The organism is Candidatus Protofrankia datiscae, assembly GCF_000177615.2.
In the GTDB taxonomy this organism is placed as follows: Bacteria; Actinomycetota; Actinomycetes; order Frankiales; family Frankiaceae; genus Protofrankia; species Protofrankia coriariae.
Genome location: NC_015656.1, coordinates 2,902,928 through 2,925,588, shown reverse-complemented (window position 1 = coordinate 2,925,588; position 22,661 = coordinate 2,902,928). Strand labels below are relative to the sequence as shown.

Annotated in this window: 20 protein-coding genes and 5 pseudogenes; 16 read left to right on the top strand and 9 right to left on the bottom strand. The window is 68.7% G+C overall.

Features of this window, described 5'->3' with window-relative positions; translation table 11 throughout:
• Positions 1–43 precede the first annotated feature (43 nt).
• Positions 44–880, bottom strand: a complete 837-nt coding sequence (locus FSYMDG_RS12120) for an MsnO8 family LLM class oxidoreductase (RefSeq protein ID WP_258165196.1) — start codon at positions 878–880, stop codon at positions 44–46.
• Between the two features lie 70 nt (positions 881–950).
• Positions 951–1,028, bottom strand: a pseudogene (locus FSYMDG_RS29205) (hypothetical protein); the annotation flags it as partial.
• A 274-nt stretch (positions 1,029–1,302) separates the two neighbouring features.
• On the opposite strand from FSYMDG_RS29205, the gene tnpC reads away from it, so the two are divergent.
• From tnpC to FSYMDG_RS30080, 5 genes and pseudogenes are all read left to right on the top strand, one after another.
• Positions 1,303–2,739, top strand: coding sequence for an IS66 family transposase (tnpC, locus tag FSYMDG_RS12115; RefSeq protein ID WP_013871651.1), 1,437 nt, complete (start codon positions 1,303–1,305; stop codon positions 2,737–2,739).
• 397 nt (positions 2,740–3,136) lie between these two features.
• Positions 3,137–4,320: pseudogene (locus FSYMDG_RS12110) on the top strand (LLM class flavin-dependent oxidoreductase).
• 43 nt (positions 4,321–4,363) lie between these two features.
• Positions 4,364–5,770 carry an NtaA/DmoA family FMN-dependent monooxygenase gene (locus FSYMDG_RS12105; protein ID WP_013873754.1) on the top strand — a complete coding sequence of 469 codons (1,407 nt, stop codon included), beginning with the start codon at positions 4,364–4,366 and terminating at the stop codon, positions 5,768–5,770.
• Positions 5,751–6,530: pseudogene (locus FSYMDG_RS29655) on the top strand (ATP-binding cassette domain-containing protein); the annotation flags it as partial. The gene FSYMDG_RS12105 and the pseudogene FSYMDG_RS29655, both read left to right, overlap by 20 nt.
• Before the next feature lie 77 nt (positions 6,531–6,607).
• Positions 6,608–6,763: an oligopeptide/dipeptide ABC transporter ATP-binding protein gene (locus FSYMDG_RS30080; protein WP_237703134.1), complete on the top strand. Its 156-nt coding sequence runs from the start codon at positions 6,608–6,610 to the stop codon at positions 6,761–6,763.
• On the opposite strand, the gene FSYMDG_RS12095 is transcribed toward FSYMDG_RS30080, so the two are convergent.
• On the bottom strand, positions 6,714–7,325 hold the full coding sequence (locus tag FSYMDG_RS12095; protein WP_013873753.1) for a TetR/AcrR family transcriptional regulator: 612 nt from the start codon (positions 7,323–7,325) through the stop codon (positions 6,714–6,716). The genes FSYMDG_RS30080 and FSYMDG_RS12095 overlap by 50 nt on opposite strands.
• Before the next feature lie 188 nt (positions 7,326–7,513).
• On the opposite strand from FSYMDG_RS12095, the gene FSYMDG_RS12090 reads away from it, so the two are divergent.
• From FSYMDG_RS12090 to FSYMDG_RS23125, 4 genes are all read left to right on the top strand, one after another.
• The gene (locus FSYMDG_RS12090) at positions 7,514–8,968 is read left to right on the top strand and encodes an MFS transporter (protein ID WP_013873752.1); all 1,455 of its coding nucleotides are present in this window, start codon (positions 7,514–7,516) and stop codon (positions 8,966–8,968) included.
• A gap of 141 nt (positions 8,969–9,109) precedes the next feature.
• Positions 9,110–9,889: an AfsR/SARP family transcriptional regulator gene (locus FSYMDG_RS12085; RefSeq protein ID WP_013873751.1), complete on the top strand. Its 780-nt coding sequence runs from the start codon at positions 9,110–9,112 to the stop codon at positions 9,887–9,889.
• A gap of 196 nt (positions 9,890–10,085) precedes the next feature.
• Positions 10,086–10,679: a TetR/AcrR family transcriptional regulator gene (locus FSYMDG_RS12080; RefSeq protein WP_013873750.1), complete on the top strand. Its 594-nt coding sequence runs from the start codon at positions 10,086–10,088 to the stop codon at positions 10,677–10,679.
• Between the two features lie 164 nt (positions 10,680–10,843).
• Entirely contained in the window at positions 10,844–12,469 is a 1,626-nt protein-coding gene (locus FSYMDG_RS23125) for a WD40 repeat domain-containing protein (RefSeq protein ID WP_013873749.1), read from the top strand.
• A 394-nt stretch (positions 12,470–12,863) separates the two neighbouring features.
• Here FSYMDG_RS23125 and FSYMDG_RS12070 read toward each other — a convergent pair.
• Positions 12,864–13,070, bottom strand: a pseudogene (locus FSYMDG_RS12070) (IS3 family transposase); the annotation flags it as partial.
• A 589-nt stretch (positions 13,071–13,659) separates the two neighbouring features.
• Between FSYMDG_RS12070 and ltrA the strand changes: the two are divergent.
• Positions 13,660–14,937 (top strand): group II intron reverse transcriptase/maturase, encoded by a 1,278-nt coding sequence (ltrA, locus tag FSYMDG_RS12065; protein ID WP_013871682.1) that lies wholly within the window; start codon positions 13,660–13,662, stop codon positions 14,935–14,937.
• A 552-nt stretch (positions 14,938–15,489) separates the two neighbouring features.
• A pseudogene (locus FSYMDG_RS12060) lies at positions 15,490–16,353 on the top strand (reverse transcriptase/maturase family protein); the annotation flags it as partial.
• Positions 16,354–16,384: 31 nt separating this feature from the next.
• Here FSYMDG_RS12060 and FSYMDG_RS12055 read toward each other — a convergent pair.
• Positions 16,385–17,275, bottom strand: coding sequence for an IS3 family transposase (locus tag FSYMDG_RS12055; protein WP_237703133.1), 891 nt, complete (start codon positions 17,273–17,275; stop codon positions 16,385–16,387).
• Positions 17,276–17,292: 17 nt separating this feature from the next.
• Entirely contained in the window at positions 17,293–17,583 is a 291-nt protein-coding gene (locus FSYMDG_RS28435) for a transposase (RefSeq protein WP_043602641.1), read from the bottom strand.
• Here FSYMDG_RS28435 and FSYMDG_RS12045 point away from each other — a divergent pair.
• The 3 genes from FSYMDG_RS12045 to FSYMDG_RS28425 all read left to right on the top strand — a co-directional run bounded on the left by FSYMDG_RS12045 (position 17,582) and on the right by FSYMDG_RS28425 (position 19,130).
• Complete coding sequence (locus tag FSYMDG_RS12045) at positions 17,582–17,821, top strand: GNAT family N-acetyltransferase (protein WP_050803494.1); 240 nt, start codon at positions 17,582–17,584, stop codon at positions 17,819–17,821. The genes FSYMDG_RS28435 and FSYMDG_RS12045 overlap by 2 nt on opposite strands.
• 167 nt (positions 17,822–17,988) lie before the next feature.
• Positions 17,989–18,459, top strand: a complete 471-nt coding sequence (locus FSYMDG_RS28430; protein ID WP_043602714.1) for a helix-turn-helix domain-containing protein — start codon at positions 17,989–17,991, stop codon at positions 18,457–18,459.
• Positions 18,444–19,130: an IS630 family transposase gene (locus tag FSYMDG_RS28425; RefSeq protein ID WP_237702726.1), complete on the top strand. Its 687-nt coding sequence runs from the start codon at positions 18,444–18,446 to the stop codon at positions 19,128–19,130. The genes FSYMDG_RS28430 and FSYMDG_RS28425 overlap by 16 nt, the downstream gene beginning before the upstream one ends.
• An 84-nt stretch (positions 19,131–19,214) precedes the next feature.
• On the opposite strand, the gene FSYMDG_RS12030 is transcribed toward FSYMDG_RS28425, so the two are convergent.
• The gene (locus tag FSYMDG_RS12030) at positions 19,215–19,454 is read right to left on the bottom strand and encodes a GNAT family N-acetyltransferase (protein ID WP_050803494.1); all 240 of its coding nucleotides are present in this window, start codon (positions 19,452–19,454) and stop codon (positions 19,215–19,217) included.
• On the opposite strand from FSYMDG_RS12030, the gene FSYMDG_RS28420 reads away from it, so the two are divergent.
• Together FSYMDG_RS28420 and FSYMDG_RS24530 are read left to right on the top strand one after the other, a co-directional pair.
• Complete coding sequence (locus tag FSYMDG_RS28420) at positions 19,453–19,743, top strand: transposase (protein WP_043602641.1); 291 nt, start codon at positions 19,453–19,455, stop codon at positions 19,741–19,743. The two genes, FSYMDG_RS12030 and FSYMDG_RS28420, sit on opposite strands and share 2 nt — an antisense overlap.
• Positions 19,744–19,754: 11 nt before the next feature.
• A complete protein-coding gene (locus FSYMDG_RS24530) occupies positions 19,755–20,651 on the top strand; it encodes an IS3 family transposase (RefSeq protein WP_349304129.1) in 897 nt (298 codons plus the stop codon).
• On the opposite strand, the gene FSYMDG_RS12015 is transcribed toward FSYMDG_RS24530, so the two are convergent.
• Both FSYMDG_RS12015 and efeB read right to left on the bottom strand, forming a co-directional pair.
• Positions 20,596–21,012 (bottom strand): GNAT family N-acetyltransferase, encoded by a 417-nt coding sequence (locus FSYMDG_RS12015; protein ID WP_083828251.1) that lies wholly within the window; start codon positions 21,010–21,012, stop codon positions 20,596–20,598. The two genes, FSYMDG_RS24530 and FSYMDG_RS12015, sit on opposite strands and share 56 nt — an antisense overlap.
• A 261-nt stretch (positions 21,013–21,273) precedes the next feature.
• On the bottom strand, positions 21,274–22,647 hold the full coding sequence (gene efeB / locus FSYMDG_RS12010; protein ID WP_013873746.1) for an iron uptake transporter deferrochelatase/peroxidase subunit: 1,374 nt from the start codon (positions 22,645–22,647) through the stop codon (positions 21,274–21,276).
• Between the last annotated feature and the right edge of the window lie 14 nt (positions 22,648–22,661).

Sequence of the window (22,661 nt, the reverse complement as noted above, 5' to 3'; positions counted from 1 at the left end):
CCCAGGCCGCTGATCGCGGATCGCTGATCTCGGGTCGATGATCTCAGGCCGACGCGGGGGCGGTGAGGCCCACGGCGGCGGCCAGCCGGCGGAACGACGCCACCCGGTCGGCCGGCTCGTGGGTGTTGGTCACCAGCATCACCTCGTCGGCCCCGCTCGCCTCGGCCAGAGCCGTCAGCTGGTCGGCCACCTCCGCCGGTCCACCGACCAGGTCCGAGCGCAGGTCGAGGCGGTCCCGCACGGCGTGTTCCGGCTCGCTGAACCGGTAGGCGAGCGCCTTGTGCACCGGCACCAGCGCCGCAGCGTCACCGGCGAGCTGCCGCACGTTGGCCAGCCGCTCCGGCGAGGCGAGCGCCTCGGCGTGCTCCCGGTCGTCACCGACCCACGCCCGGAGCACCACGATCGCGTACGGGTGATCGCCGTCGCGGGCCGGGGTGAACCGCTGCCGATAGAGCCGCAGTCCCTCGACGGCCAGGGCCGGGTCGCGGAAGCCGGCGGTCATCGCGTACGGGAGGCCGAGAGCGGCGGCCGTCCGTGCGGCGGACGCGCTGGAGCCGAGCAGGTACACCGGCGGCAGCGGCACGTCGTCCGGCATTACCCGGATATCGGCGGCACCGGCCGCGGCCCCGGCGGGGAATTCCCGCCGGCCGCCGAAAGCGAGCAGTTCCCGCAGGCTCGCGTCGAACGCGTCCCTGTCCTGGTGGGGCCCGCTGGCGGGGGCCGGGTCCCGTTGTGGCCCGCTGGTGAGGGCCGCGCCGGTGACCGCGTCGGTCGCCCCGGTCGCGCGGCCGACGCCCAGGTCGATCCGGCCGGGATACAGCGTGTGCAGAATGCGGAACTGCTCCGCCACGTGCAGCGGTGTGTGATTCGGCAGCATCATGCCGCCCCGCCCCGACCCGAGACCGGGTGGTGGCCGAGGCGATGGCGCCGATGAGGACTTCCGGCGCGGAGATCGCCCGGCTGGCGGTGCCGTGATGCTCCGCGACCCAGTACCTGGCGTAGCCGGCCGTGTCGAGTTCCCTCGCCACCGTGACGGAGTCGTGGATGGCCTGCCGCGGGCCGGCGTCGCGGCGTACCGGCCCCTGGTCGAGCACGGACAGCACGGTCAATCGAGTTCCTCGGCAGGCTCTGGTGGGCTGCTGGGCTGGTGTACCGGGCAGCCTTTTCAGGGGTGGCCCCGTCGTAACTGGTCAGGTCTGGTAGATCGTTTGTTTTTGGTTTCCCGGCTGGCTGGGACTCCTCGATGGCCTGAAGGCCCGGGTCGTTGGTGCTGTGTGGTTGATCGGGCCGTAGGGTCCGGGTGTGTCGGATGGTCCGCCCGCGTCGCCGCCGGTGCCGTCGTATGACGAGCTCGCGGCGCTGGTGGTGAGTCTGCGGGCGCAGCTGGTCGAGACCGCTGCGGCGTTGGAACAGGCGCGGGTGCGGATCGCCGAGCTGGAAGCTCAGGTCGCGAAGAACTCGCGGAACTCGGCGAAGCCACCGAGTTCGGACGGGCTGGCGAAACCGCCACCGAAGTCGCTGCGGAAGAAGACCGGCCGCAGGCCCGGTGGGCAGGGCGGGCATCCGGGATCGACGCTGCGGATGCTCGCTGAGCCTGATGTGCGCCTGCGGCATGAGCCGGGGCCGTGTGCGGGGTGCGGGGCGGGGCTTGCGGGCCGGCCTGTGACCCGGACCGAACGGCGGCAGGTGTTCGACCTGCCCGAACTACGTCCGCATGTGGTCGAACATCAGCTCATCGAGCGGGAGTGCGGCTGCGGGACGCGGACGAAGGCGGCGGCACCGGCCGGGGTGGACGCGCCGGTGCAGTACGGGCCGCGGGTGGCCGCGGCGGTGGTCTACCTGTATTCCGGTCAGTTCCTGTCGCAGGAGCGGACCGCGACCGCGCTGGCCGAGCTGGTTGGGATCCCGATCTCGGCGGGCACGGTCGGTGCGATGACCGCCCGTGCCGCCGCCGGACTCGACGGCTTCCGTGACACCGTCCGGGGTCTGCTGGCCGCCGCCGACGTGATCGGGGCCGATGAGACGGGGCTGCGGGTCGCCGGGAAACTGCACTGGGTGCACTGCGCCCGCACCGACAAGTACACGCTGATCGACTGCCATGCCACCCGCGGCAGCGGCGGGATCGACGCCCTCGGGGTGCTTCCCGCCTTCGGTGGGGTGGTGGTCCACGACGCCTGGGCCCCCTACGACAGCTACACCGGCGCCACCCACCAGCTGTGCGTCGCTCACGTGCTGCGCGAACTACAGGCCGTCGTCGACGCGGCCCCGACGGGAACCTGGTGCTGGGCCGCCCAGGCAGGCGACGCGCTCGTCGCCCTGCACCGCCTCGCCGTCGACGCCGCCACTACCGGCGTCACCATCGACGAGCAGGCACCGGCCACCCAGACCCGGCAGCTGCGCCACGCCGCTCACATCGGGATCAGCCAGACCTCGCCGCGCGGCACGAAACTCATGGCCGCCCGCCATGCCCTGGCCTGCCGGCTCGTCGACCGCGAAGCCGACTACCTTCGGTTCACCCGCGACTGGCGGGTTCCCGCGGACAACAACGGCTCCGAACGCGACATCCGCATGATCAAACTACGGCAGAAGGTATCCGGCTGCCTACGCACGCTCACCGGCGCCCGCCAGTTCTGCGCGATCCGCAGCTACCTGTCCACCGCCACCAAACACGGCATCAGCCTGTTCGACGCTCTCGTCCAACTTGCCGAGGGCCGTCCCTGGATGCCCGCGATCAGCTAACTCAAGATCAAAAACTACCTGACTAGTTACGACCCGTCCAGCACCGTACCGCTGTTCCGTTGTCTTTTGTATTACGTGTTCCGGAACAGTTCTAAAGCCGTACCAAAATGATGGCCACGTCGCCTGTCAGGTCTCTTGTCCGGCTCTTCGGCCGGCTGTAAGATCCGCCCAGTCGCAGGCCGCGCAAAAGACCGGTTCCGGTGTCGGCCGCGTTATTCGTGTCAGCTTTCGTGGAGGCTGTGTTGTCTGGTGGGAGCACTGCCGTGCCGGCTTTTCCCGAGTGCCGCGCACGTCTTTACCGGCCGCCATGAAAATATCGACGTGCCGGTATCAGGCGATCTTTTTCTGGTGGCCGCACCGGCGGTTGCGCCAGGACGTCCGGAAAGTGTGGTGAGCCGTGGCAGGTCACGCTCCGCTTCATCTCGCCGTCGCGCTGGAGGGCGCCGGCTGGCACCCGGCCGCGTGGCGTTTCGCGCCGGTGCCCGCGCGCGAGTTCTACCGGCTGCGCTACTGGGCCGGCCAGGCCGCCGAGGCCGAGCGCGGCCAGGTCGCTTCGTCACCTTCGAGGACGAGCTCACCGGGCCGGTGGACGACCGGACCGACCGCTTCGCCGGGCGGTTCGACGCCGTCCAGCTCGCCGCCGGGATCGCCCCGCTGACCAGCTCGATCGGCCTGCTGCCCACCGCGACCGTGACCCACACCGAGCCGTTCCACGTCTCCACCGCGATCGCCACGCTCGACTACGTCAGCGAGGGCCGGGCCGGCTGGCAGGTGAAGGTGTCCGACACCGCCGCTCAGGCGGGCAACTTTGGCCGGCGGCCGGCCGCCGAGTTCACGCCGGGGGACCCCCAGCGGCAGGCCGCGCTGGCCTCGGACCTGCTCGCGGAGGCGTCCGACGCGGTGGAGGTGGTGCGCGCGCTGTGGGACAGCTGGGAGGACGGCGCGGTCATCCGGGACGTGGACACCGGCCGTTACCTCGACCGCTCCCGCCTGCACCACATCAACTTCCACGGCTCCAGGTTCGCGGTGCGCGGGCCGTCGATCATCCCGCGCCCGCCGCAGGGGCAGCCGGTCGTGGCCGTGCTGGCGCACGGCGTGGCGGACTACCGGTTCGCCGCCCAGGCGGCGGACATCGTGTACGTCACCCCACAGGACACCAATGACGCGCGGGCGGTCGTGACGCGGGTGCGGGCCGCGCAGGAGCAGGTCGGACGGCCCGGCCCGCCCCTGAAGATCTTCGCGGACCTGCTGGTCCTCCTCGGTGAGAGCTGGCCGGCGGCGGCCGACCGCAGGGCTCGCTGGGACGAGCTGGCCGGCGAGCCGCTGACCAGCGACGCCGAGATCTTCGTCGGCTCCCCGGCCGTCCTCGCCGAGCGGCTGGCGCGCTGGCGGGCCGTCGGTCTGGACGGCTTCCGCCTGCGCCCCGGGTCGGCGGCCGACGACCCGGTGGCCGTCACCCGCGGGCTGGTGCCGGAGCTGCGGAACCGGGGCCTGCTGCCCCGCGTCCACGAGGGCGCCACCCGCGCGACGCTCCGTGAGCGGCTGGGCCTCGGCCGGCCGGCGAACCGTTACGCCGCCTGACGCCCCGTCCCCGCCGATCCACGCGTGCCCTGGGAGTACATCGATGACCTCGTCGCAGCCCAAGCCCCGCAAGAAGCAGGTGATCCTCGCCGCCGGCTTCCCGCACGGCAGCCCCTGGATAGCCTGGAGCGACCCGGAGTCGCGCAGCCAGATCGACTTCTCCTCGATCAGCTACGCGGCGCAGGCCGCCGAGGCCGGCAAGTTCGACTTCTTCATGCTGGCCGAGGCGCTGCGCCAGCGTGAGCACAAGGGGGAGTTCTACGACCTGGAGATCAGCGGGCGTCACCACGGCCTGACCGTGCTGACCGCGCTGGCCGCCATGACCGACCACATCGGGCTGGTCACCACGTCCAGCTCCACCTACAACGAGCCGTACGAGCTGGCCAGGCAGCTGTCCACGCTGGACCACCTCTCCGGCGGCCGGGCCGGCTGGAACATCGTCACCACCTCGGACCCGCAGTCCGGGGTGAACTTCCGGCGCGGCGGGTACCTGCCGCACGAGCAGCGGTACGAGCGGGCCAGGGAATTCGTCGCGGCCGCCCGCACGCTGTGGGACAGCTGGCCGGTCGAGGCCATCGTCGGCGACCAGGAGAGCGGGCGTTTCCGCGGCGATCCGGCGGCTGGCAGCTACCGTCACCGCGGCGGCCAGTTCGACATCTCCGGACGGTTCAGCCTGCCCACCAGCCCGCAGCGGTACCCGTTGCTGATACAGGCCGGGGATTCCGCGGACGGCAGGCAGTTCGCGATCGACACGGTCGACGTCGTCTTCAGCATGTACGCCGACCCGCAGGCCGGACGCGCCTTCCACGCCGACATCCGGGCCAGAGCGATCGCCGCCGGCCGTGACCCTCGGTCCATCAGGATCCTGCCGGGCAGCCAGTGCATTCTCGGTGACTCCGTCGCCGACGCGCGGGAGCGCTCCCGGGTGATCGCCCGCCAGCAGATCACGCCGCAGAACGCGATCGCCCGACTGGAACAGGTCTGGGGGCGGGACCTGTCCGGCTACGACCCGGACGGCCCGGTGCCGCCGGTGCTCGCCTCCGACGAGCCCGGCGCCCCCAGGTACGCCGGGTACACCGCGGGCGGGAGGCGGCCGCCCGCCATCGCCCGGGAATGGTACGAACGGGCTCAGCGCAAGGGGCTGACCATCCGCGAACTGATCATCGATGTGACCCTGCGGCACACCTTCCTCGGCACGCCGAGCCAGGTGGCCGAACAGATCGACGAGGCGGTGCAGAGCGATGCCGCGGACGGGTACGTGCTCACCGGCCACACCACGTCCGTCGGTCTCGACGAGTTCGTGAAGACCGTCGTGCCCGAACTGCAGGAGCGCGGCGTGTTCCGCACCGAGTACACCGGCACGACCCTGCGGGAGAACCTCGGCCTGCCGGCTCCTGCCGGCCCGGCCCCCGCCGGCTGGGAGGAGCCCGGTGAGCCTGATCGAGGTTGACGGGCTCACCGTCGGTTTCGGCAGGCAGGCCGAGCCGGTCGTGCGCGGCGTGTCGTTCCATGTCGAGCCGGGGGAGTGCCTCGCCGTGGTCGGCGAGTCCGGATCCGGGAAGAGCGTCACCGCGCGTGCGCTGCTCGGGCTCGCCGGGCCCCGCGCGGTCGTGTCCGCGAAGCGCCTGCGGCTGGACGGCCAGGACGCCACGGCCTTCTCCCGGCGGCAGTGGCAGGCGGTACGCGGCCGGGTCGTCGGGATGGTGCTCTAGGACGCCATGGTGTCCCTGGACCCGATGCGCCGGGTGGGCTCCGAGATCGGCGAGCCGCTGAAGCTGCACACCGGCCACAGTCGCCAGGCCCGGGCCGAGCGGGTCGCCGAGCTGCTGCGCGAGGTCGGCGTCCCCGACCCGCGGGCCCGCCGCGGCCAGTATCCCCACCAGCTCTCCGGCGGGCTGCGCCAGCGCGCCCTGATCGCCTCCGCGCTGGCCGCTGGCCCGAAGGCGCTCATCGCGGACGAGCCCACCACCGCGCTGGACGTCATCGTCCAGGAACAGATCCTGCGGCTGCTCGGCCGGATCAGGGACAGCGGTGTCGGCCTGCTGATGATCAGCCACGACCTCGCCGTGGTGGCCAGGCTCGCCGACCGGGTCGCGGTGATGCACGACGGTGCGATCGTCGAGACCGGCGCGACCGCCCGGGTGCTGAACAGCCCGGCCCACCCGTACACCCGGCTGCTGATCGACGCCGTGCCCGACAGGCGCACCCGCCGGCGGCCGGGGTGGCGTTGCTGCTCATCACGCACGATCTCGGTGTGGTCGAGCGGACGAGCGACCGGTTGGCGGTCATGAAGGACGGCCGGGTGGTCGAGGAAGGCGCCGCCGAGGCCGTGTTCGACCGCCCCGAGCATCCCTACACCCGCGCGCTGCTCGCGGCCGTGCCCAGCCTGGACGTCAGCGCGCGGTCAGCAGCGGGAGAAGAATCTCGTCCACTATCGCGGTGACCGTCGCCGGGTCCGGCACCGGGCCGTCGATGGCCTGGCTGCGCAGCAGGGCCGGACCGATGCCCGCGATCAGGTCGGTGACCAGCTCGGCCCTGATCTCGCCCCAGCCGGCCGCGCGGCCCAGGACGTCGAGTATCACCCGGTGGGCGGGCACGAACACGCGTTCGTCGGCCAGCGCCCGGCAGTCCCCACCGGCCTCGGCGGCGACCAGGTGGAACGTGGTCCCCTTGGTGACCGTGAAGGCCGAGCGCACCGTCTCGAGCACGTGGAGCAGGTCCGCCCGCAGGCTCTGACCCGCGGGCGGCTCCGGCACGGTGGGCAGGCTCTCCCGCAGGGCGTCGAGCACGAGGCTTTCCCTGCTCTCCCAGCGGCGGTAGAGCACCGCCTTGCTGGTGCCCGCGGCGGCCGCGATCCTGTCCATGGTCAGCCGTGCGTAGCCGATCTCGTTGATCTGGTCGAAGACCGCACTGAAGATTGCTTCTTGTAGGGCGGGCCCCCTGCGGCGTCTGGAAGGGTGTGAGGCCCGGTCCGCCCCCTGGACGGCGGGAGCGGTGGTCGACACGCTCCGCACCTCCTTGAGCACGCCAGAAGAAGAAACGCTCCAGTTTCTTGACGTATGCTACCGCTTCAATAGGGTACGGATTAGTTTCTTATCGACGAGCAATCACGTCGACGATACCGCCCGATCCATCCCGATCTTTCCCACCGCGTCTCTTCCACTGCCGACGTCTCACTGTCAACGGAGGGCTGATGGCTGCCTCGCCCAGCGGCGCGCCCACCACTGCCGGGGCCGCCGGTCCGGCACCCCGTGGCCGGCCGGCGCTGGTCCTCACCGCGATCGCGGTGAGCCAGCTGATGGTCGTGCTCGACTCCAGCGTGGTCAACATCGCGCTGCCCGACATTCGCTTCGACCTCGGGTTCTCGCCGACCGGGCTGTCCTGGGTGCTCAACGCCTACACGCTGACCTTCGGCGGGCTGCTCCTGCTCGGCGGGCGGGCCGGGGACATCCTCGGGCGCAGACGTGTCTTCCTCGCCGGGGTCTGGCTGTTCACCCTGGCCTCGCTGCTGGCCGGGCTCGCGCCGAACGCGGGAGTACTGGTGGCCGCGCGGGCCCTGCAGGGCGTCGGCGCCGCGGTCGCGTCACCGACCGCGCTCGCTCTGATCACCACCAACTTCGCCGGGCCGGCCCGGGCCAGGGCCATCGGCGTCTACGGCGCGGTGTCCGGGGCCGGCGGCGTGGTCGGGATGATCATCGGTGGGGTGCTCACCGAATGGGCCTCCTGGCGCTGGACCATGTTCGTCAACGTGCCGATCGGGGTGTTCGTCGCGGCGCTCGCGGCCGTCCACATCCGTGAGTCGGACAGGGCCAGCGGGCGCTTCGACATCACCGGGGCGATGCTGTCCACCCTCGGGGTCACCGCGCTGACCTACGCCCTGATCCGCAGCTCGTCCGACGCCTGGCCCGAGCCGCTGACGCTGGCCGCGGTGGGTGTGCTGTTGTTGGCCGCCTTCGTGGCGGTCGAGCGGCGGATCGAGGCGCCGCTGACCCCGCTCGCGCTGTTCCGCAACCGCAACCGGGTCAGCGCGAACCTGCTGCTGCTGCTTCTCGGTGGGTCGATCTTCGCCATCTTCTTCTTCGTCACCCAGTTCCTGCAGAACATCCTGCGGCTGACCCCGTTCCAGGCCGGGCTGGCGTTCGTGCCGTGGGGCGTCGGGATCTTCGCGTTCTCCCAGCTGGTGTCCGGGCTGTCCACGCGGTTCGGCGCCAAACCCGTCCTGGTCACCGGTGCGGCCGCCACCCTGACAGCAACCGTCTGGCTCACCCGGATCACCGAGCACAGCTCCTACCTCGCGGCCGTGTTCGGGCCGATGACGCTCTTCGGCGCCGGCATCGGGCTGCAGTTCGCCCTGGTCACCCGGATCGCGCTGGCCGACGTGGAACCCGGCATCGCCGGCGCCGCAGCCGGGGTGCTCAACGTCTCGCAGCGGCTGGGCGGCTCGATCGGGCTGGCCATCCTGGTGGCGGTGTTCGGCGCCGTCACCTCCGGCACGGCCGGCACCGCCACCGACGTCGTCCACGGCTACCGGATCGCGTTCTACGTCGGGGTCGGCTACACCGCGACGGCGCTCGCGCTGGCCGTGTTCGGGCTGACCGGTGCCAGGAAGCCGGCCGCGCGGCCCGAACTCGCCACCGAGACCGCCTGACGCGGCGCCGGCCAGATGTATCCCGATCACGCTGGTGGGGGCCATGTCACGCGAAGCGGGTTTCAGCCCATCGCCCCGTCAGCCACATCCGTCGTCTCGGCAGCCACGAAGGACAGGGCGGTATCCGCGAAGGACAGGGCTGTGGAAACCGTGAGATTCGAGTTGCTTGGCTCTCTCCAACTGGTGAGCGACCGGGACGGCCCGAGGACGATCAGCGCGGCCAAAATCGAGACCCTGCTCGCCGTGCTTCTCATCCGCGCGAACCGCCCGGTCTTCTCCGAGGAGCTGATCAGCGAGATCTGGGGTGAGGAACGGCCCCGCCGGGCGCGCGCCGGACTGCACGTCTACGTTTCTCATCTACGTAAGATGTTCGCCCATTTCGGGGTGCGCAACGCGGTGATCGTAACGCACCCGCAGGGCTATCTGCTCGCGGTCGACGAGGCTTTGCTGGACATCTGTGAACTGCGGGTGTCGCATGCCCGCGGGCGGGAGAACCGCATGCCTGATCCGGAGCGGGCGCTCGTCAGCTTCACCGCGGCGTCGCGGCTTTTCCGCGGGCCCGTGCTGGCCGGGATCGGCAAAGGCACGATCACAACCACCTTTGTGCGGTGGGCGGAGGAGATGTGGCTGGAATGCCTGGAGTCGATCGCGTACTGCCTGCTGCGGACGGGACGCCACCGTGAGCTGGTGGGCGACCTGACGAACTGGGTCGAGGAGCACCCGCTGCACGAGGCCTTTCGGGAACAGCTGATGCTCGCGCTGCACCGGTCGGGCCGGCGCGCCGAAGCGCTCAGGGTTTTCCAGCACACCCGGCGGGTGCTACGGGACGAGCTCGGGCTCGAGCCCGGTGAGACGATGCGCCGACTCCAGAACGCCATCCTGAACGACAGTCTCGACTGTGCCGTGACGGGACAGGCCTGACTTCTTTCCCGCCCGGCTGCCCGGCTGCGTGGCCGCCCGGCTGCGTGGACCGGTGGCCTGATGGACCGGTGGCCCTGCCATCCTGACGTCGTGGATCGCCCTGTTTGTCCTGACCGGTGATCGGATCCCTGTTGCCGGGCGCTCCCAACATGAGAAATGCTCAGGCTGCCAGCGGGGAGACGCGAGAGGAGGGCCGATGGGAGGCGCCGTACCGTACATCGCCCACCGTCCCAAGCGGGCTGACGGAAGACGCAACTACGACGCGATCCTCAGCGCCGCGCGCAAGGCGTTCGACGCCGCCGGTTCCGACGCGTCACTGGAGGAGATCGCCAGCCAGGCGGGGGTCGCCATCGGCACCCTCTACCGGCACTTCCCGACCCGGGCCTGCCTGGTCGAGGCCACGACCAGGGACGGTCTGCAGGCACTTGTCGCGCGCGCCGAGGGCATGCGGGCCGACGGCGTCGACCCGCTCGACGCGCTGACGGACTGGATGGCCAACGCCATCGAGCACTTCAGCACCTTCCGGGGGCTGGTCGAGATCCTGACGCAGAGCATGTACGACGAGGGCACACCGTCACATGCCGTGTGCATGGCTATGCACCGCTGCGGGGCGGAGCTGCTGCGGGCGGCTCAGGACGCCGGCCGGGTCCGCGCGGACCTCACCCCCGAGGAACTGTTCGACCTGCTCGGCGGCGCGGCATGGGTACGGGAGAACGCGCTGCCCGACGGGGACGGCAGCACCCGCTTCCTCCACCTGATCCTGGCAGGCATCACCGTCCGGGACCGCTGACAGCGCACCATCACTGGGCTGTCACGGAGCGTTGGCCGATCGCGGGCGGCCGCCGGCGGCCAGCTGACCGAACTGATCCGCATGCGCCGGGGTTACGCTGATCGCCGCGGGGTGACGTCGGCAGGTGTCGACGGGAGACAGCACTGGCGGGGCGGCGAGGCGGCGTGGACGAGCAGCGGGAGAACGGTCCGACGGGTCAGGCGAGCACCACCCCGCCCGTGGACGCCGCCCTACACGCCTGGGCGGTCACACATGCCCGCACCACGGGCCGCACGGGTGATCCCGCGAGGGTCCCACCCCTGTCCGACGACGCGCGGCTGACCGAACCAGCTCCCCGGCGGGACGAGCCGTGGGCGCCGGGTGATGTCGCTGTCGCCGAATCGTCGACCACCCTGACCGGTGGCCATACCGGCCCGGTCATGTCGGTGGCGTGGGCGGCCGAGCGGGACGGGCGGCTGCTGCTTGCCACCGGTGGTGAGGATGCCACGGCGCGGGTGTGGGATCCGTTCACCGGCACCTGCCTGCACACCCTCACCGGCCATGCCAACGGGGTCTGGTCGGTAGCGTGGGTGACCGACAGCGACGGGCGGCTGCTGCTTGCTACCGGCAGCGAGGATACGACGGTGCGGGTGTGGGATCCGTTCACCGGCGCCTGCCTGCATACCATGACCCGCCGCCCCACCCGCAGCGTCATGTCGGTGGTGTGGGCGACCGGCGGTGACGGCCGGCCGTTGCTCGCCGCGGGCAGCCGCGACGCCACGGTGCAGGTGTGGGACACCCTCGCCGGCAGCTGCCTGCGCAACCTCACCGGCCACGCCGACGGGGTCAACTCGGTGGCGTGGGCGACCGGCCGGGACGGCCAGCACCTGCTCGCCAGCGGCGGCGGCTACGACCGCACGGTACGGATATGGGACCCCCTGACCGGCACCTGCCTGCACACTCTCACCGGCCACACCGGCGGGGTCGACGCGGTGGCGTGGGCGACCGGCCGGGACGGCCGGCTCCTGCTCGCCAGCGGCGGCGGCGACGGCACGGTGCGGGTGTGGGATCCGACCAGCGGCGTCTGCCTGCACGCCCTCACCGGCCATACCGACGGAGTCGGTGCGGTGGCGTGGGCCGCCGGTGGTGCCGGCCGAGCTCCGCTACTCGCCTCCGGCAGCTTCGACGGCACGGTGCGGGTGTGGGATCCGGTCAGCGGCGTCTGCCTGCGCACCCTCACCGGCTACGCCGGCCCGGTCTGGTCGGTGGCGTGGGCAGTCGGCGGAGAGGGCCGGCTCCTGCTCGCCACCGGCGGCGGCGATGCCATGGTGCGGGTGGTGGAGGTGCCGCGCCTGTCGGTGTCCACCACGGCCACATCGTCCAGGATCACATCACCCACCGTGATCGTATCTTCGGCACCCGTGGCGGTGGGTCCGGTCGGACCGTCGCTGCGGACCGCCGTGGCCGGGCTGGTCCTGCTCGGCGCCGGTGGGCTGTGGTCCCCGCTGTCCCTGCTCGCGGACCTGGTCGTCCTCACCGGTGGCAGCATCCCTGAACCTGCTGTCGGCAACGGCGCTCCCACGGCCACCCGGCCGGCACCTCCGACAGACAGGGACAGCGCGGGGCGTTCGTCGGACGCAGACAGTTCGGGGCGCCCACCCGACGGGGACAGCCCGGGGTTGTATGACCCGCGGTTGCGCGCCCTGGCCGCCCACCCCGGGATCGGCCGGCTGCGCGCGCTGGGCTGGCCGCCGACTCCCGCGTCATCCCCCCGGCCGGCAGCACCCCGACCAGCCAGCATCACGCCCTGACCACCGCCCTGCACAGCCCGCCCGGCTCCCCAGCCGCGCCACTCACGCCCCGTCAGCTCGACCAGCTCGCCGCCGCTGCCGTCCGCATCACTCCCCAGCTCGTCGCCCTGCTCGAGCTCATCGGCCCCGCCGCCGTCGCCACCGACCCCGCCCTCCCGCCGCGTCTGCGCGACCGGGCCCTGGCCATGCCGGCGCTGCCCACCCGCCAGCACACCCTCCTGCTCACCGTCACCACTCTCACCACCGCTGGTACGGGGCAGGCCGTCGCCGGCATGCACGCTCCCGGCACCACCGGCATTACCCACCACAGCACCCCCCGCGCCCTGCTACCCACCCATCACGCCCTGCCCGACGACCTGTTCTGGAGGGTTCCCACTTTCGTGGACAGTCCTAACTATGCAGCACGAAGTGTTTGTCCGTCAAATTCTTCCTCGAACTCGACAGGCGTGAGATAGCCGATCGAGGAGTGCAACCGCTGCCGGTTGTAGTAGATCTCGACATATTCGAAGATCCCCGCCCGGACGCGGTCTATGGTATCGAACGGGTGGAGGTGGACGAACTCCTTCTTGAGGGTGGCCCAGAAGGACTCCGCCGCGGCGTTGGTGTGTCCTGAAGGGAGCTGGATGAGGTTCTGAGGTAGAAGGCAGAGCACTCGATAGCAACCATGCTGTTGTGGAGATGAGGGTAGGCCCTTCGGCATCGGCATGCAGGTGCTGGTGTCAAACCGCCACGAGTTGCTGTGGTGAATGAGCCATGGTGGTGAACGTCCGTGGAAAAGCCATCGCGAGAGGCGGCAGGTATGAGCCAAGAAGGCGAACGAGAGTGAACCATCGATGACGTGTCGTTAAGCCAGGTGGCATCAAAACCAGGGCCTTAATGCTGCCCTGGGATAAGTCAGAGGGAAACCTGCCTACTGCTCTGGCGGTGCCCGGCATGAAGATGGCGCGAGCTTGGCTTGGGCTCTGCAACGGAACAGGAGAACTCCTCGGCACGACATGGGTCCCGCGGATTGGAGCGAGGATCCACCGGGAGACCGGCAAGCGGCTAATCCGCGAGTCGCAGAGTACCGGGTGCGGGCCAGGAGGGCGGAACGTCCCGTACTAGTGATGAAGCGCCTGTAATGGGCGCGGAGCGCAGGGGACGTGCCGTCGAGTGTCGTCCAGCAATCAACCAGCAACGGGAGGAATTGCGTGGGCGAGACAAGACCAGCGGGCAAGTCGTTTGACATTCCGAAGACGCTGATATGGGAAGCATACCTGAAGGTCAACGGCAACAAGGGAGCGGCAGGGGTCGACGGGCAATCTCTAGCGGAATTTGAACAGGATCTTCGGAACAACTTGTTCAAGCTCTGGAACAGGATGTCGTCGGGGAGCTATTTCCCGGAGCCAGTGAAAGCCGTCTCCATCCCGAAGCCAGATGGTGGCACACGGATCCTCGGAGTGCCCACTATCGCCGACCGGATAGCACAGACAGCCGTGGCCATGATCCTGGAGCCGGACGTGGATCCAGTGTTCCACGCCGATTCCTACGGTTATCGTCCAGGAAAGTCTGCGCTGGACGCGGTGGAGGTGTGCAAGCAGCGGTGCTGGCGGCACCCCTGGGTGGTCGATCTCGATATCCAAGGGTTCTTCGACAACGTTCCGCACGCGCAGATCATCGCCGCAGTGGAGAAGCACGCGAATCTGACATGGGTTGTGCTGTACGTGAAACGGTGGCTCGTCGCGCCGGTTCAGCATCCGGACGGCAGCCGTGTCACTCCCATCAAGGGAACTCCACAGGGCTCGGCGATTTCACCGTTGTTGTCGAATCTCTTCCTGCACTACGCTTTGGACTACTGGCTTGCCAGGAGATTTCCAGTGGTGCGGTTCGAGAGGTACTGCGACGACATCATCCTACACTGTTACAGTCAGCGGCAGGCGAAGTACATTCGCGACGTCGTTGAGAAACGGTTGCTGGAGTTCTGGTTGCGCTGTCACCCGGACAAGACTCGGATCGTCTACTGCAAGCAGGACGGACGCGACGAAGAGCACCCGGTAACGAGCTTCACGTTCCTGGGTTTCGACTTTCATCGTGCGCCCATCCGGCGACGTGATGGCGTGCTGATGTGCGGGTTCGTCCCGTTGGTCGGCAGGGCGGCGCTGAAGTCGATGGCACGGGTCATCCGGCAATGGAAGCTGGGTCGCAGGACCAGTCTGGGTTTTCGGGGACTCGCCGCGATGGTCAATCCCATCGTGGCGGGGTGGATCGGCTACTACGGGCGCTTCTACAAGTCCAGGCTGATGCACTTCCTAAGTCAGCGGATCAACCCTTTCCTCGTGAAGTGGGCGATGCGGAAATACAAACGATTGCGCCGCGCCAAAGGGAGAGCTCGTCGGAAATTGGCCGAGATAGCGTCGGCGTTCCCGGCGATGTTTGCTCACTGGAAGCATGGCGCGATGCCTACTGGTTCGACGGTGGGAGCCCGGTGACGGGAGACTGTGCGCCGTCTAACTCGGCGCCAGATCGCCCCCGCAGGGGGCAGAGGTTCGGGAGGAGGTGACCTCTGGGCCACCCGTCTTACCTGAACGGGAAACCGGGAGGGGACAAGAGCATGACGGGAAAGCGCGGGGTGCCGTGAAGGCGCCGAAGGCACGGCCGTGCAAGGCCCGCGTGATACGGCGAAGGCCAGACTGCTTGAAGCCCAGTCTCCAGCGGTGCAAACGTTCACACCTCCCGACACGGCGTCTGTTGTCGGGGCCGTCGGCATAGGAGCGATTCCGACTTTCGTCGCTCTGAACCCTTCCGGCCGGCGGGCGACGGGCAGCGAGCTCGTTCAAGGGGACGGACCGGGACGCCTACGTCACGCTCGCTACGTCTGGCGCAAGAGGAATTCGGGATGGCCTACGGGGCGCGAGCCCTATGGTCACGGAGGGTCCGTAGTAGTCGCAGGAGTCACGCCCCGCCGAGGAGGACGGGAGAGCCGTCTACATGGGCGAAGGGACCCAGGTGCTTAGATCGACAAGAACGGTGAGGTACGCGAGATACGAGACGCCGCAACCGTACTGGAGATCATTCGTGAACGCGGCAGGAGAGGACTGCCGTTGGAACGGGTCTACCGGTGCTTGTTCAACCCGGACCTGTTCCTGCTTGCCTATGGGAAGCTCTACCGTAACAAGGGGGCGTTGACCGCCGGAGCCACCAGCGAGACCGTGGATGGCATGAACCTCGGCAAGATCGAGGCCATCATCGAGACGCTCCGGCAGGAGCGTTACCGATGGGCCCCGGTACGGCGCACTTACATCGAGAAGAAGAATTCGGTGAAAAAGCGACCGCTGGGGCTGCCGACCTGGTCGGACAAGCTGCTGCAAGAGGTACTGCGCCTGATCTTGGAGGCGTACTACGAGCCGCAGTTCTCCGACCGCTCCCACGGGTTCCGCCCGGGCCGCGGCTGTCACACCGCCTTGCAGGAGATCTATCACCAATGGCACGGGACGGTGTGGTTCATCGAGGGCGACGTCACCGACTGTTTCGGGTCCTTGGACCATTCGATCATGAGATCGATTCTGGCCGAGAAGATCCACGACGGTCGGTTCCTGCGTCTGATCGACGGGCTGCTCCAGGCCGGATACCTGGAGGACTGGCGCTACCACGCGACGTTGAGCGGCTGCCCGCAAGGCGGCGTGGTTTCACCCGTTCTGTCCAATATCTACCTGGATCGGCTGGACAGGTTTATCGAACAGACTCTCTTGCCTGCCCATAACCGGGGAGCGCGACGCACGCCCTATCGGCCTTATATGCGGTTGTGGCAACGCGCCTTCAGGCTGGAAGAGGCGGAAGACCGGGAGGCGGGTCTGGCGCTGCGCAAGCAGATGAAGACCATGCCCTCCCGCGACCCCGACGATCCTGGAGGGTTCCCACTTTCGTGGACAGTCCTAACTATGCAGCACGAAGTGTTTGTCCGTCAAATTCTTCCTCGAACTCGACAGGCGTGAGATAGCCGATCGAGGAGTGCAACCGCTGCCGGTTGTAGTAGATCTCGACATATTCGAAGATCCCCGCCCGGACGCGGTCTATGGTATCGAACGGGTGGAGGTGGACGAACTCCTTCTTGAGGGTGGCCCAGAAGGACTCCGCCGCGGCGTTGTCGAAACAGATCCCGGTACGGCCGACGGAGTTTCGGACGTTGTTGTCGCGACAGAAGGCGACGAACTCACGGCTGGTGTACTGACCGCCTCGGTCGGCGTGGAATATGACGCCGCCGGGTGGCCGCCGGCGGGTGACGGCCATACGAAGCGCGTCGAGAACGAGTTCGGTGCGCATGTGATCGGCGACCGCCCAGCCGACGATCTTCCGAGAGAACGCGTCGATGACGGAGGCCATGTACACCCAGCCATCCCAGGTGCGAATATATGTTATGTCGCCGTACCACAACTGGTTCGGTGCGGACGCGGCGAAGTCTTGGCCGACAAGATCAGGCAGCGATGAGGAGTCCGCGGCCTGCACCGTCGTCACCGGCCGGCGGGGACGCGGATGCACGCTGACCAGGCCCATCGTCGCCATCAGACGCTGGACCCGCTTGTAGGCGACGGCGACGCCCTGGCGGCGGATCTCGTGGAAGATCCGCCGCACGCCGTACCGCCCCTCGAGACGGTCGAAAACAGCTCTGATCATGGTCGACAAGGTGGCGTCGTCCTTCTCCCTCCGAGACGGGCCGCGTTTCTTCCACGCATAGTAGCCCTGTCGGGACACGTCGAGTTTCTTGCACATGTAGTCGACGGGAAAGGTGTTCGCGCCGTCGGCGGACACAGGCTTCTTCGGAGCGTGTATCGAGATGAACTCGAACTTTACTTCTGCTCGCTCGCGAAGAAGCTCGCCGCTTTTTTTAGGAAGGCGATGTCCATCTGCGCCTGCGCGTACTTCTTCCGGAGCTCCTCAAGTTCCGCGCGCTCCGACACCGACAGCGGCCGCTCCTCGGTCTCGCCGTTCTCCTTCGCCTTCTTCACCCAGTTTCCCAACGTGGTCTCGTGGATACCCAGACTCTTCGCGACCTCGGTCACCGACCGGCCCGAGTCGAGCACCAACCTTACTGCCTCGGATTTGTACTCCTGGGTGAACTTCCGGCGAGCTGACCCCATGACGCTCCTTCCCTATGGACAGCGAACCTCAGGTTCGCTGTCCACGGAAGCGGGATCACTCCAGACCACGCTGGCCCGGCGTTGCGTCGAGCGGGGGTACGCCCGGCTCAACTGGGCGGTGCTCGACTGGAACACGCCCGCCCTCGACTTCTACGACTCCCTCGGCGCACACCCCCTACCGGAATGGGTCGGCCACGTCCTCACCGGTGACCGGCTCACCGCACTCGGCACGCCCTGACCACCGGAGGGCGTGTCTGACGGATGTTCGATCGCGCGGGCGGCGCCCAACATCCGTCAGGCACGCCCTAGTAGACTGTCGCTGCTTAGTTCTGGTGTGTCTTGTGTCTGGGTGAGAGGGTTGGGTCTGGCAGGTCTCCCCGTCCCTCTGCCGGTCAGGACTGTGTCGTGGGTTCGCAGAAGAAGTGGCCGGTCACCTTGACCGAGGCTGATCGTGACGAGTTGGTTCGGGTGACCTCGACGGGGGTTCATCCGGCGTCGATGATCCGGCGGGCGCGGGTCCTGCTCGCGTTGGACACCTCGGTCGGCCCGGTTGCCTCCCAAGAAGAACTCGTGGTCCGGGTCGGGGTCTCGGGTGAGACGCTGCGGCTGGTCGCGAAGCGGTTCACCGAGACCGGTGGGGATGTGGGGGCCACGATCGGTCGGAAGGCACGGGAGCTTCCCCCGGTGCCTTCCCCGGTGACCGGCGAGGTTGAGGCCAGACTGATCGCGCTGGCATGCTCGCAGCCACCGGCTGGTTATGCACGCTGGTCGCTGCGGCTGTTGGAAAAGCACGTCGCGCTGGTCGCCGACATCCCGGACCTGGACCATTCCACCATCGGCCGGGTCTTAAAAAAACGAGGTTGCGTCCTCATCTGAGGAAGTGCTGGACCATCCCACCGAGGGCGAACGCGCAGTTCGCCGCGCGGATGGAAGACGTTCTGGCGGTCTACGCCCGGCCCCACAACCCGGGCGTGCCCGTGGTGTGCATGGACGAGAAGCCCTACCAGCTGTTGGCCCACGCCCGCGACCCGATCCCCGCCACGCCAGGGCGTGACCGGCGCGAGGACTCCGAGTACGTGCGCCACGGAACCTGCTCGATCTTCTGCTGGGTCGAGCCACTCGCCGGCTGGCGCCGCGTCCAGGCCACCCCACGGCGCACCAGGATCGACTGGGCACACCACGTCAGGCGCCTGCTCACCCTCGACTACCCCGACGCCGAACGGGTCGTGCTGGTCATGGACAACCTCAACACCCACGACATCTCCTCGCTCTACGAGGCCTTCGACCCGGCCGTCGCGTTCGCACTCGCGCAACGACTCGAGATCCACCACACCCCCAAACACGGCTCCTGGCTCAACATCGCCGAAATCGAACTCGCCGCCCTGACCCGCCAATGCCTCGACCGCCGCATCGACACCCTCGACGTCCTGAACACCGAACTCGACGCCTGGCAGACAGCCGTCAACGCCAACCAGCGCCAAGTCAACTGGCACTTCACCACCGATGACGCCCGCACCAAACTCCGCCACCTATACCCCACACATTAGCGGCGACAGTCTACTAGGGCGTGCCTGACGGATGTTGGGCGCCGCCCGCGCGATCGAACATCCGTCAGACACGCCCTCCGGTGGTCAGGGCGTGCCGAGTGCGGTGAGCCGGTCACCGGTGAGGACGTGGCCGACCCATTCCGGTAGGGGGTGTGCGCCGAGGGAGTCGTAGAAGTCGAGGGCGGGCGTGTTCCAGTCGAGCACCGCCCAGTTGAGCCGGGCGTACCCCCGCTCGACGCAACGCCGGGCCAGCGTGGTCTGGAGTGATCCCGCTTCCGTGGACAGCGAACCTGAGGTTCGCTGTCCATAGGGAAGGAGCGTCATGGGGTCAGCTCGCCGGAAGTTCACCCAGGAGTACAAATCCGAGGCAGTAAGGTTGGTGCTCGACTCGGGCCGGTCGGTGACCGAGGTCGCGAAGAGTCTGGGTATCCACGAGACCACGTTGGGAAACTGGGTGAAGAAGGCGAAGGAGAACGGCGAGACCGAGGAGCGGCCGCTGTCGGTGTCGGAGCGCGCGGAACTTGAGGAGCTCCGGAAGAAGTACGCGCAGGCGCAGATGGACATCGCCTTCCTAAAAAAAGCGGCGAGCTTCTTCGCGAGCGAGCAGAAGTAAAGTTCGAGTTCATCTCGATACACGCTCCGAAGAAGCCTGTGTCCGCCGACGGCGCGAACACCTTTCCCGTCGACTACATGTGCAAGAAACTCGACCTGTCCCGACAGGGCTACTATGCGTGGAAGAAACGCGGCCCGTCTCGGAGGGAGAAGGACGACGCCACCTTGTCGACCATGATCAGAGCTGTTTTCGACCGTCACGAGGGGCGGTACGGCGTGCGGCGGATCTTCCACGAGATCCGCCGCCAGGGCGTCGCCGTCGCCTACAAGCGGGTCCAGCGGCTGATGGCGACGATGGGCCTGGTCAGCGTGCATCCGCGTCCCCGCCGGCCGGTGACGACGGTGCAGGCCGCGGACTCCTCATCGCTGCCTGATCTTGTCGGCCAAGACTTCGCCGCGTCCGCACCGAACCAGTTGTGGTACGGCGACATAACATATATTCGCACCTGGGATGGCTGGGTGTACATGGCCTCCGTCATCGACGCGTTCTCTCGGAAGATCGTCGGCTGGGCGGTCGCCGATCACATGCGCACCGAACTCGTTCTCGACGCGCTTCGTATGGCCGTCACCCGCCGGCGGCCACCCGGCGGCGTCATATTCCACGCCGACCGAGGCGGTCAGTACACCAGCCGTGAGTTCGTCGCCTTCTGTCGCGACAACAACGTCCGAAACTCCGTCGGCCGTACCGGGATCTGTTTCGACAACGCCGCGGCGGAGTCCTTCTGGGCCACCCTCAAGAAGGAGTTCGTCCACCTCCACCCGTTCGATACCATAGACCGCGTCCGGGCGGGGATCTTCGAATATGTCGAGATCTACTACAACCGGCAGCGGTTGCACTCCTCGATCGGCTATCTCACGCCTGTCGAGTTCGAGGAAGAATTTGACGGACAAACACTTCGTGCTGCATAGTTAGGACTGTCCACGAAAGTGGGAACCCTCCAGTCACCAGCGCGCGGCCGTAGCCCCGGCCGCGCTGGTCCTCGCGGACGAACAGGTCCTCCAGGTAGATACCGTGCCGTCCGGTCCAGGTGGAGTAGTTCAGGAACCAGACCGCGATGCCGACGATCTCGCCGTCCCGTTCGACGACGTGGGCGAACACCGCCGGCGCCGGGCCGAACAGCGCCGCGTGCAGGTCGTCGATCGTCGTTCGCACCGCGTCGGGCTCCCGCTCGTAGCGGGCCAGCCCTCTGACACAGTCGAGGATGCCCCCGACATCGCCCGGCCGTGCCGGGCGAAGAACGGCTCCGTCGGCCAGCGACAGCGTCTCCATGCCCCGAATCGTAGTTAGACTTGGTTGTAAGGAGATCCGTGGAGTTTCCACGGGCAGACGACCGAGCACGTGAGGCTGCGGAACGCCTGGCGGATGCCGACACGGCGGTCCCGCCGGCATGTCGGGACCGAGGTCACTGATCGTTTTTGGGGGAGGGGCAGTGCCCTGCGGGCAGCCCACTCGATGTCGGTGAGCCGGTGCGGTCGGGGTGCGGCCCAGCCGCCGGCCGCGGGCTCGATGCGTCGGGTTCGGGCGGGGAGGTCAGGCGAGCAGGGTGCGGCCGAGGTGGTCGGTGGAGCCGCGGACACCCGGCATGACGAAGAAGTAGCCGCCGCCGGTGGGGCTGATGTAGTCGACCAGCGGCTCGTCGATGAGCCGGGTCTGGGTCGTCTCGAACTGCCGGGCGATGTCCTGCTGGTAGCAGCAGAAGAGCAGGCCCATGTCCAGGTTGCCGTTGCTGTCGATGCCCCGGTCGTAGTTGTAGCCGCGGCGCAGGATGCGGGAGCTGTCCGTGGCCGGCGTGCGCGGGTTGGACAGTCGGATGTGCGCGTCGAGCGGGATGATGCCGCCCTCGGGATCGCGGGTGTAGTCCGGGGTGTCGGCCTCCACGGTGCCGTCCAGCGGGGCTCCGGTGTCCCGGCGCCGGCCGATCATCATCTCCTGCTCGTTGAGCGAGACCCGGTCCCAGAACTCCACCAGCATGCGGATGACACGGATGACCTGGTAGGAGCCGCCCTCGGTCCAGGCGGGCTCGCCGCCGCCGCGCACCCAGACCAGCCGGTCCATCTCCGCGGCGGAGGTGGCGTCCGGGTTGGCGGTGCCGTCCTTGAAGCCGAGCAGGTTGCGCTGGGTTCCCGACGGCCGGGGCGGGTTCTGGAAGCCGTCGACGCGCCAGCGCAGCTGCATGCCGCCGCGGGTGTGACGGGCGATGTCCCGCAGCGCGTGCAGGACCGTGTCGCGGTTGTGCGCGCACAGTTGCAGGCTGAGGTCGCCGTGACAGTGCGCCGGGTCCAGCGCGTCGTTGGGGAAGGTGCGCATCGGGGTCAGCCGCCGAGGCCTGCGGTCGGCCAGGCCGAACCGGTCGTCGAAGAGGGAGGCGCCCACCCCGACGGTGACGGTCAGCGCGTCCGGGGGCACCACCGGCCCGACGATGCCGCTGTCGGACGGCGGGGCGGTCGTCCCGAGGTCGACCGGGACGCCGCCCGCGGTCAGGAAGCGTGCGCGTTCGGTGATTGTCGTGAACAGTTCGGTCAGCCCGGCGCGGTATGTGGCGATCACGTCGAAGGAGGCGAACATCGCCGCCGCCGGCGCCGGCGTGAGGATGCCGGCCTGGTGGGTCCCGTGGAAGTCGACCGTCTGGTTCGGATTCCTGTCGCGGGTACCGTCCTGGTCGTCACCGGCGGTGGTCGCGAGCGCGGTGCCGCTGACGCCCACCGCGGCACCGGCGGTCAACGCCCCGGCCAGGAAGGATCTGCGCCCGAGCCCGGCGCCGAACGGCCCGCCGCGGCGCCGGGCGGCCACCGGGAGGTGGTGTTCCGCCTGCTGCCGGTGCGGCGGCGAGGGCGCGGCCGTCTCGGCGGCCCTCGGCGAGGGAGCAGCCGTGGGCGGCTCGGGCGACGCGGGCGTTTCGGTCATCGGCGCTGCTCCGG

Bases quoted from the DNA above. Each gene is read 5' to 3' on its own strand.
- FSYMDG_RS12120 (WP_258165196.1), bottom strand. From the start codon at position 880: ATGATGCTGCCGAATCACACACCGCTGCACGTGGCGGAGCAGTTCCGC.
- FSYMDG_RS12105 (WP_013873754.1), top strand. From the start codon at position 4,364: ATGACCTCGTCGCAGCCCAAGCCCCGCAAGAAGCAGGTGATCCTCGCC.
- FSYMDG_RS30080 (WP_237703134.1), top strand. From the start codon at position 6,608: ATGAAGGACGGCCGGGTGGTCGAGGAAGGCGCCGCCGAGGCCGTGTTC.
- FSYMDG_RS12090 (WP_013873752.1), top strand. From the start codon at position 7,514: ATGGCTGCCTCGCCCAGCGGCGCGCCCACCACTGCCGGGGCCGCCGGT.
- FSYMDG_RS12080 (WP_013873750.1), top strand. From the start codon at position 10,086: ATGGGAGGCGCCGTACCGTACATCGCCCACCGTCCCAAGCGGGCTGAC.
- FSYMDG_RS12045 (WP_050803494.1), top strand. From the start codon at position 17,582: ATGACGCTCCTTCCCTATGGACAGCGAACCTCAGGTTCGCTGTCCACG.
- FSYMDG_RS28435 (WP_043602641.1), bottom strand. From the start codon at position 17,583: ATGGGGTCAGCTCGCCGGAAGTTCACCCAGGAGTACAAATCCGAGGCA.
- FSYMDG_RS28420 (WP_043602641.1), top strand. From the start codon at position 19,453: ATGGGGTCAGCTCGCCGGAAGTTCACCCAGGAGTACAAATCCGAGGCA.
- FSYMDG_RS12030 (WP_050803494.1), bottom strand. From the start codon at position 19,454: ATGACGCTCCTTCCCTATGGACAGCGAACCTCAGGTTCGCTGTCCACG.
- FSYMDG_RS12015 (WP_083828251.1), bottom strand. From the start codon at position 21,012: ATGGAGACGCTGTCGCTGGCCGACGGAGCCGTTCTTCGCCCGGCACGG.
- efeB (WP_013873746.1), bottom strand. From the start codon at position 22,647: ATGACCGAAACGCCCGCGTCGCCCGAGCCGCCCACGGCTGCTCCCTCG.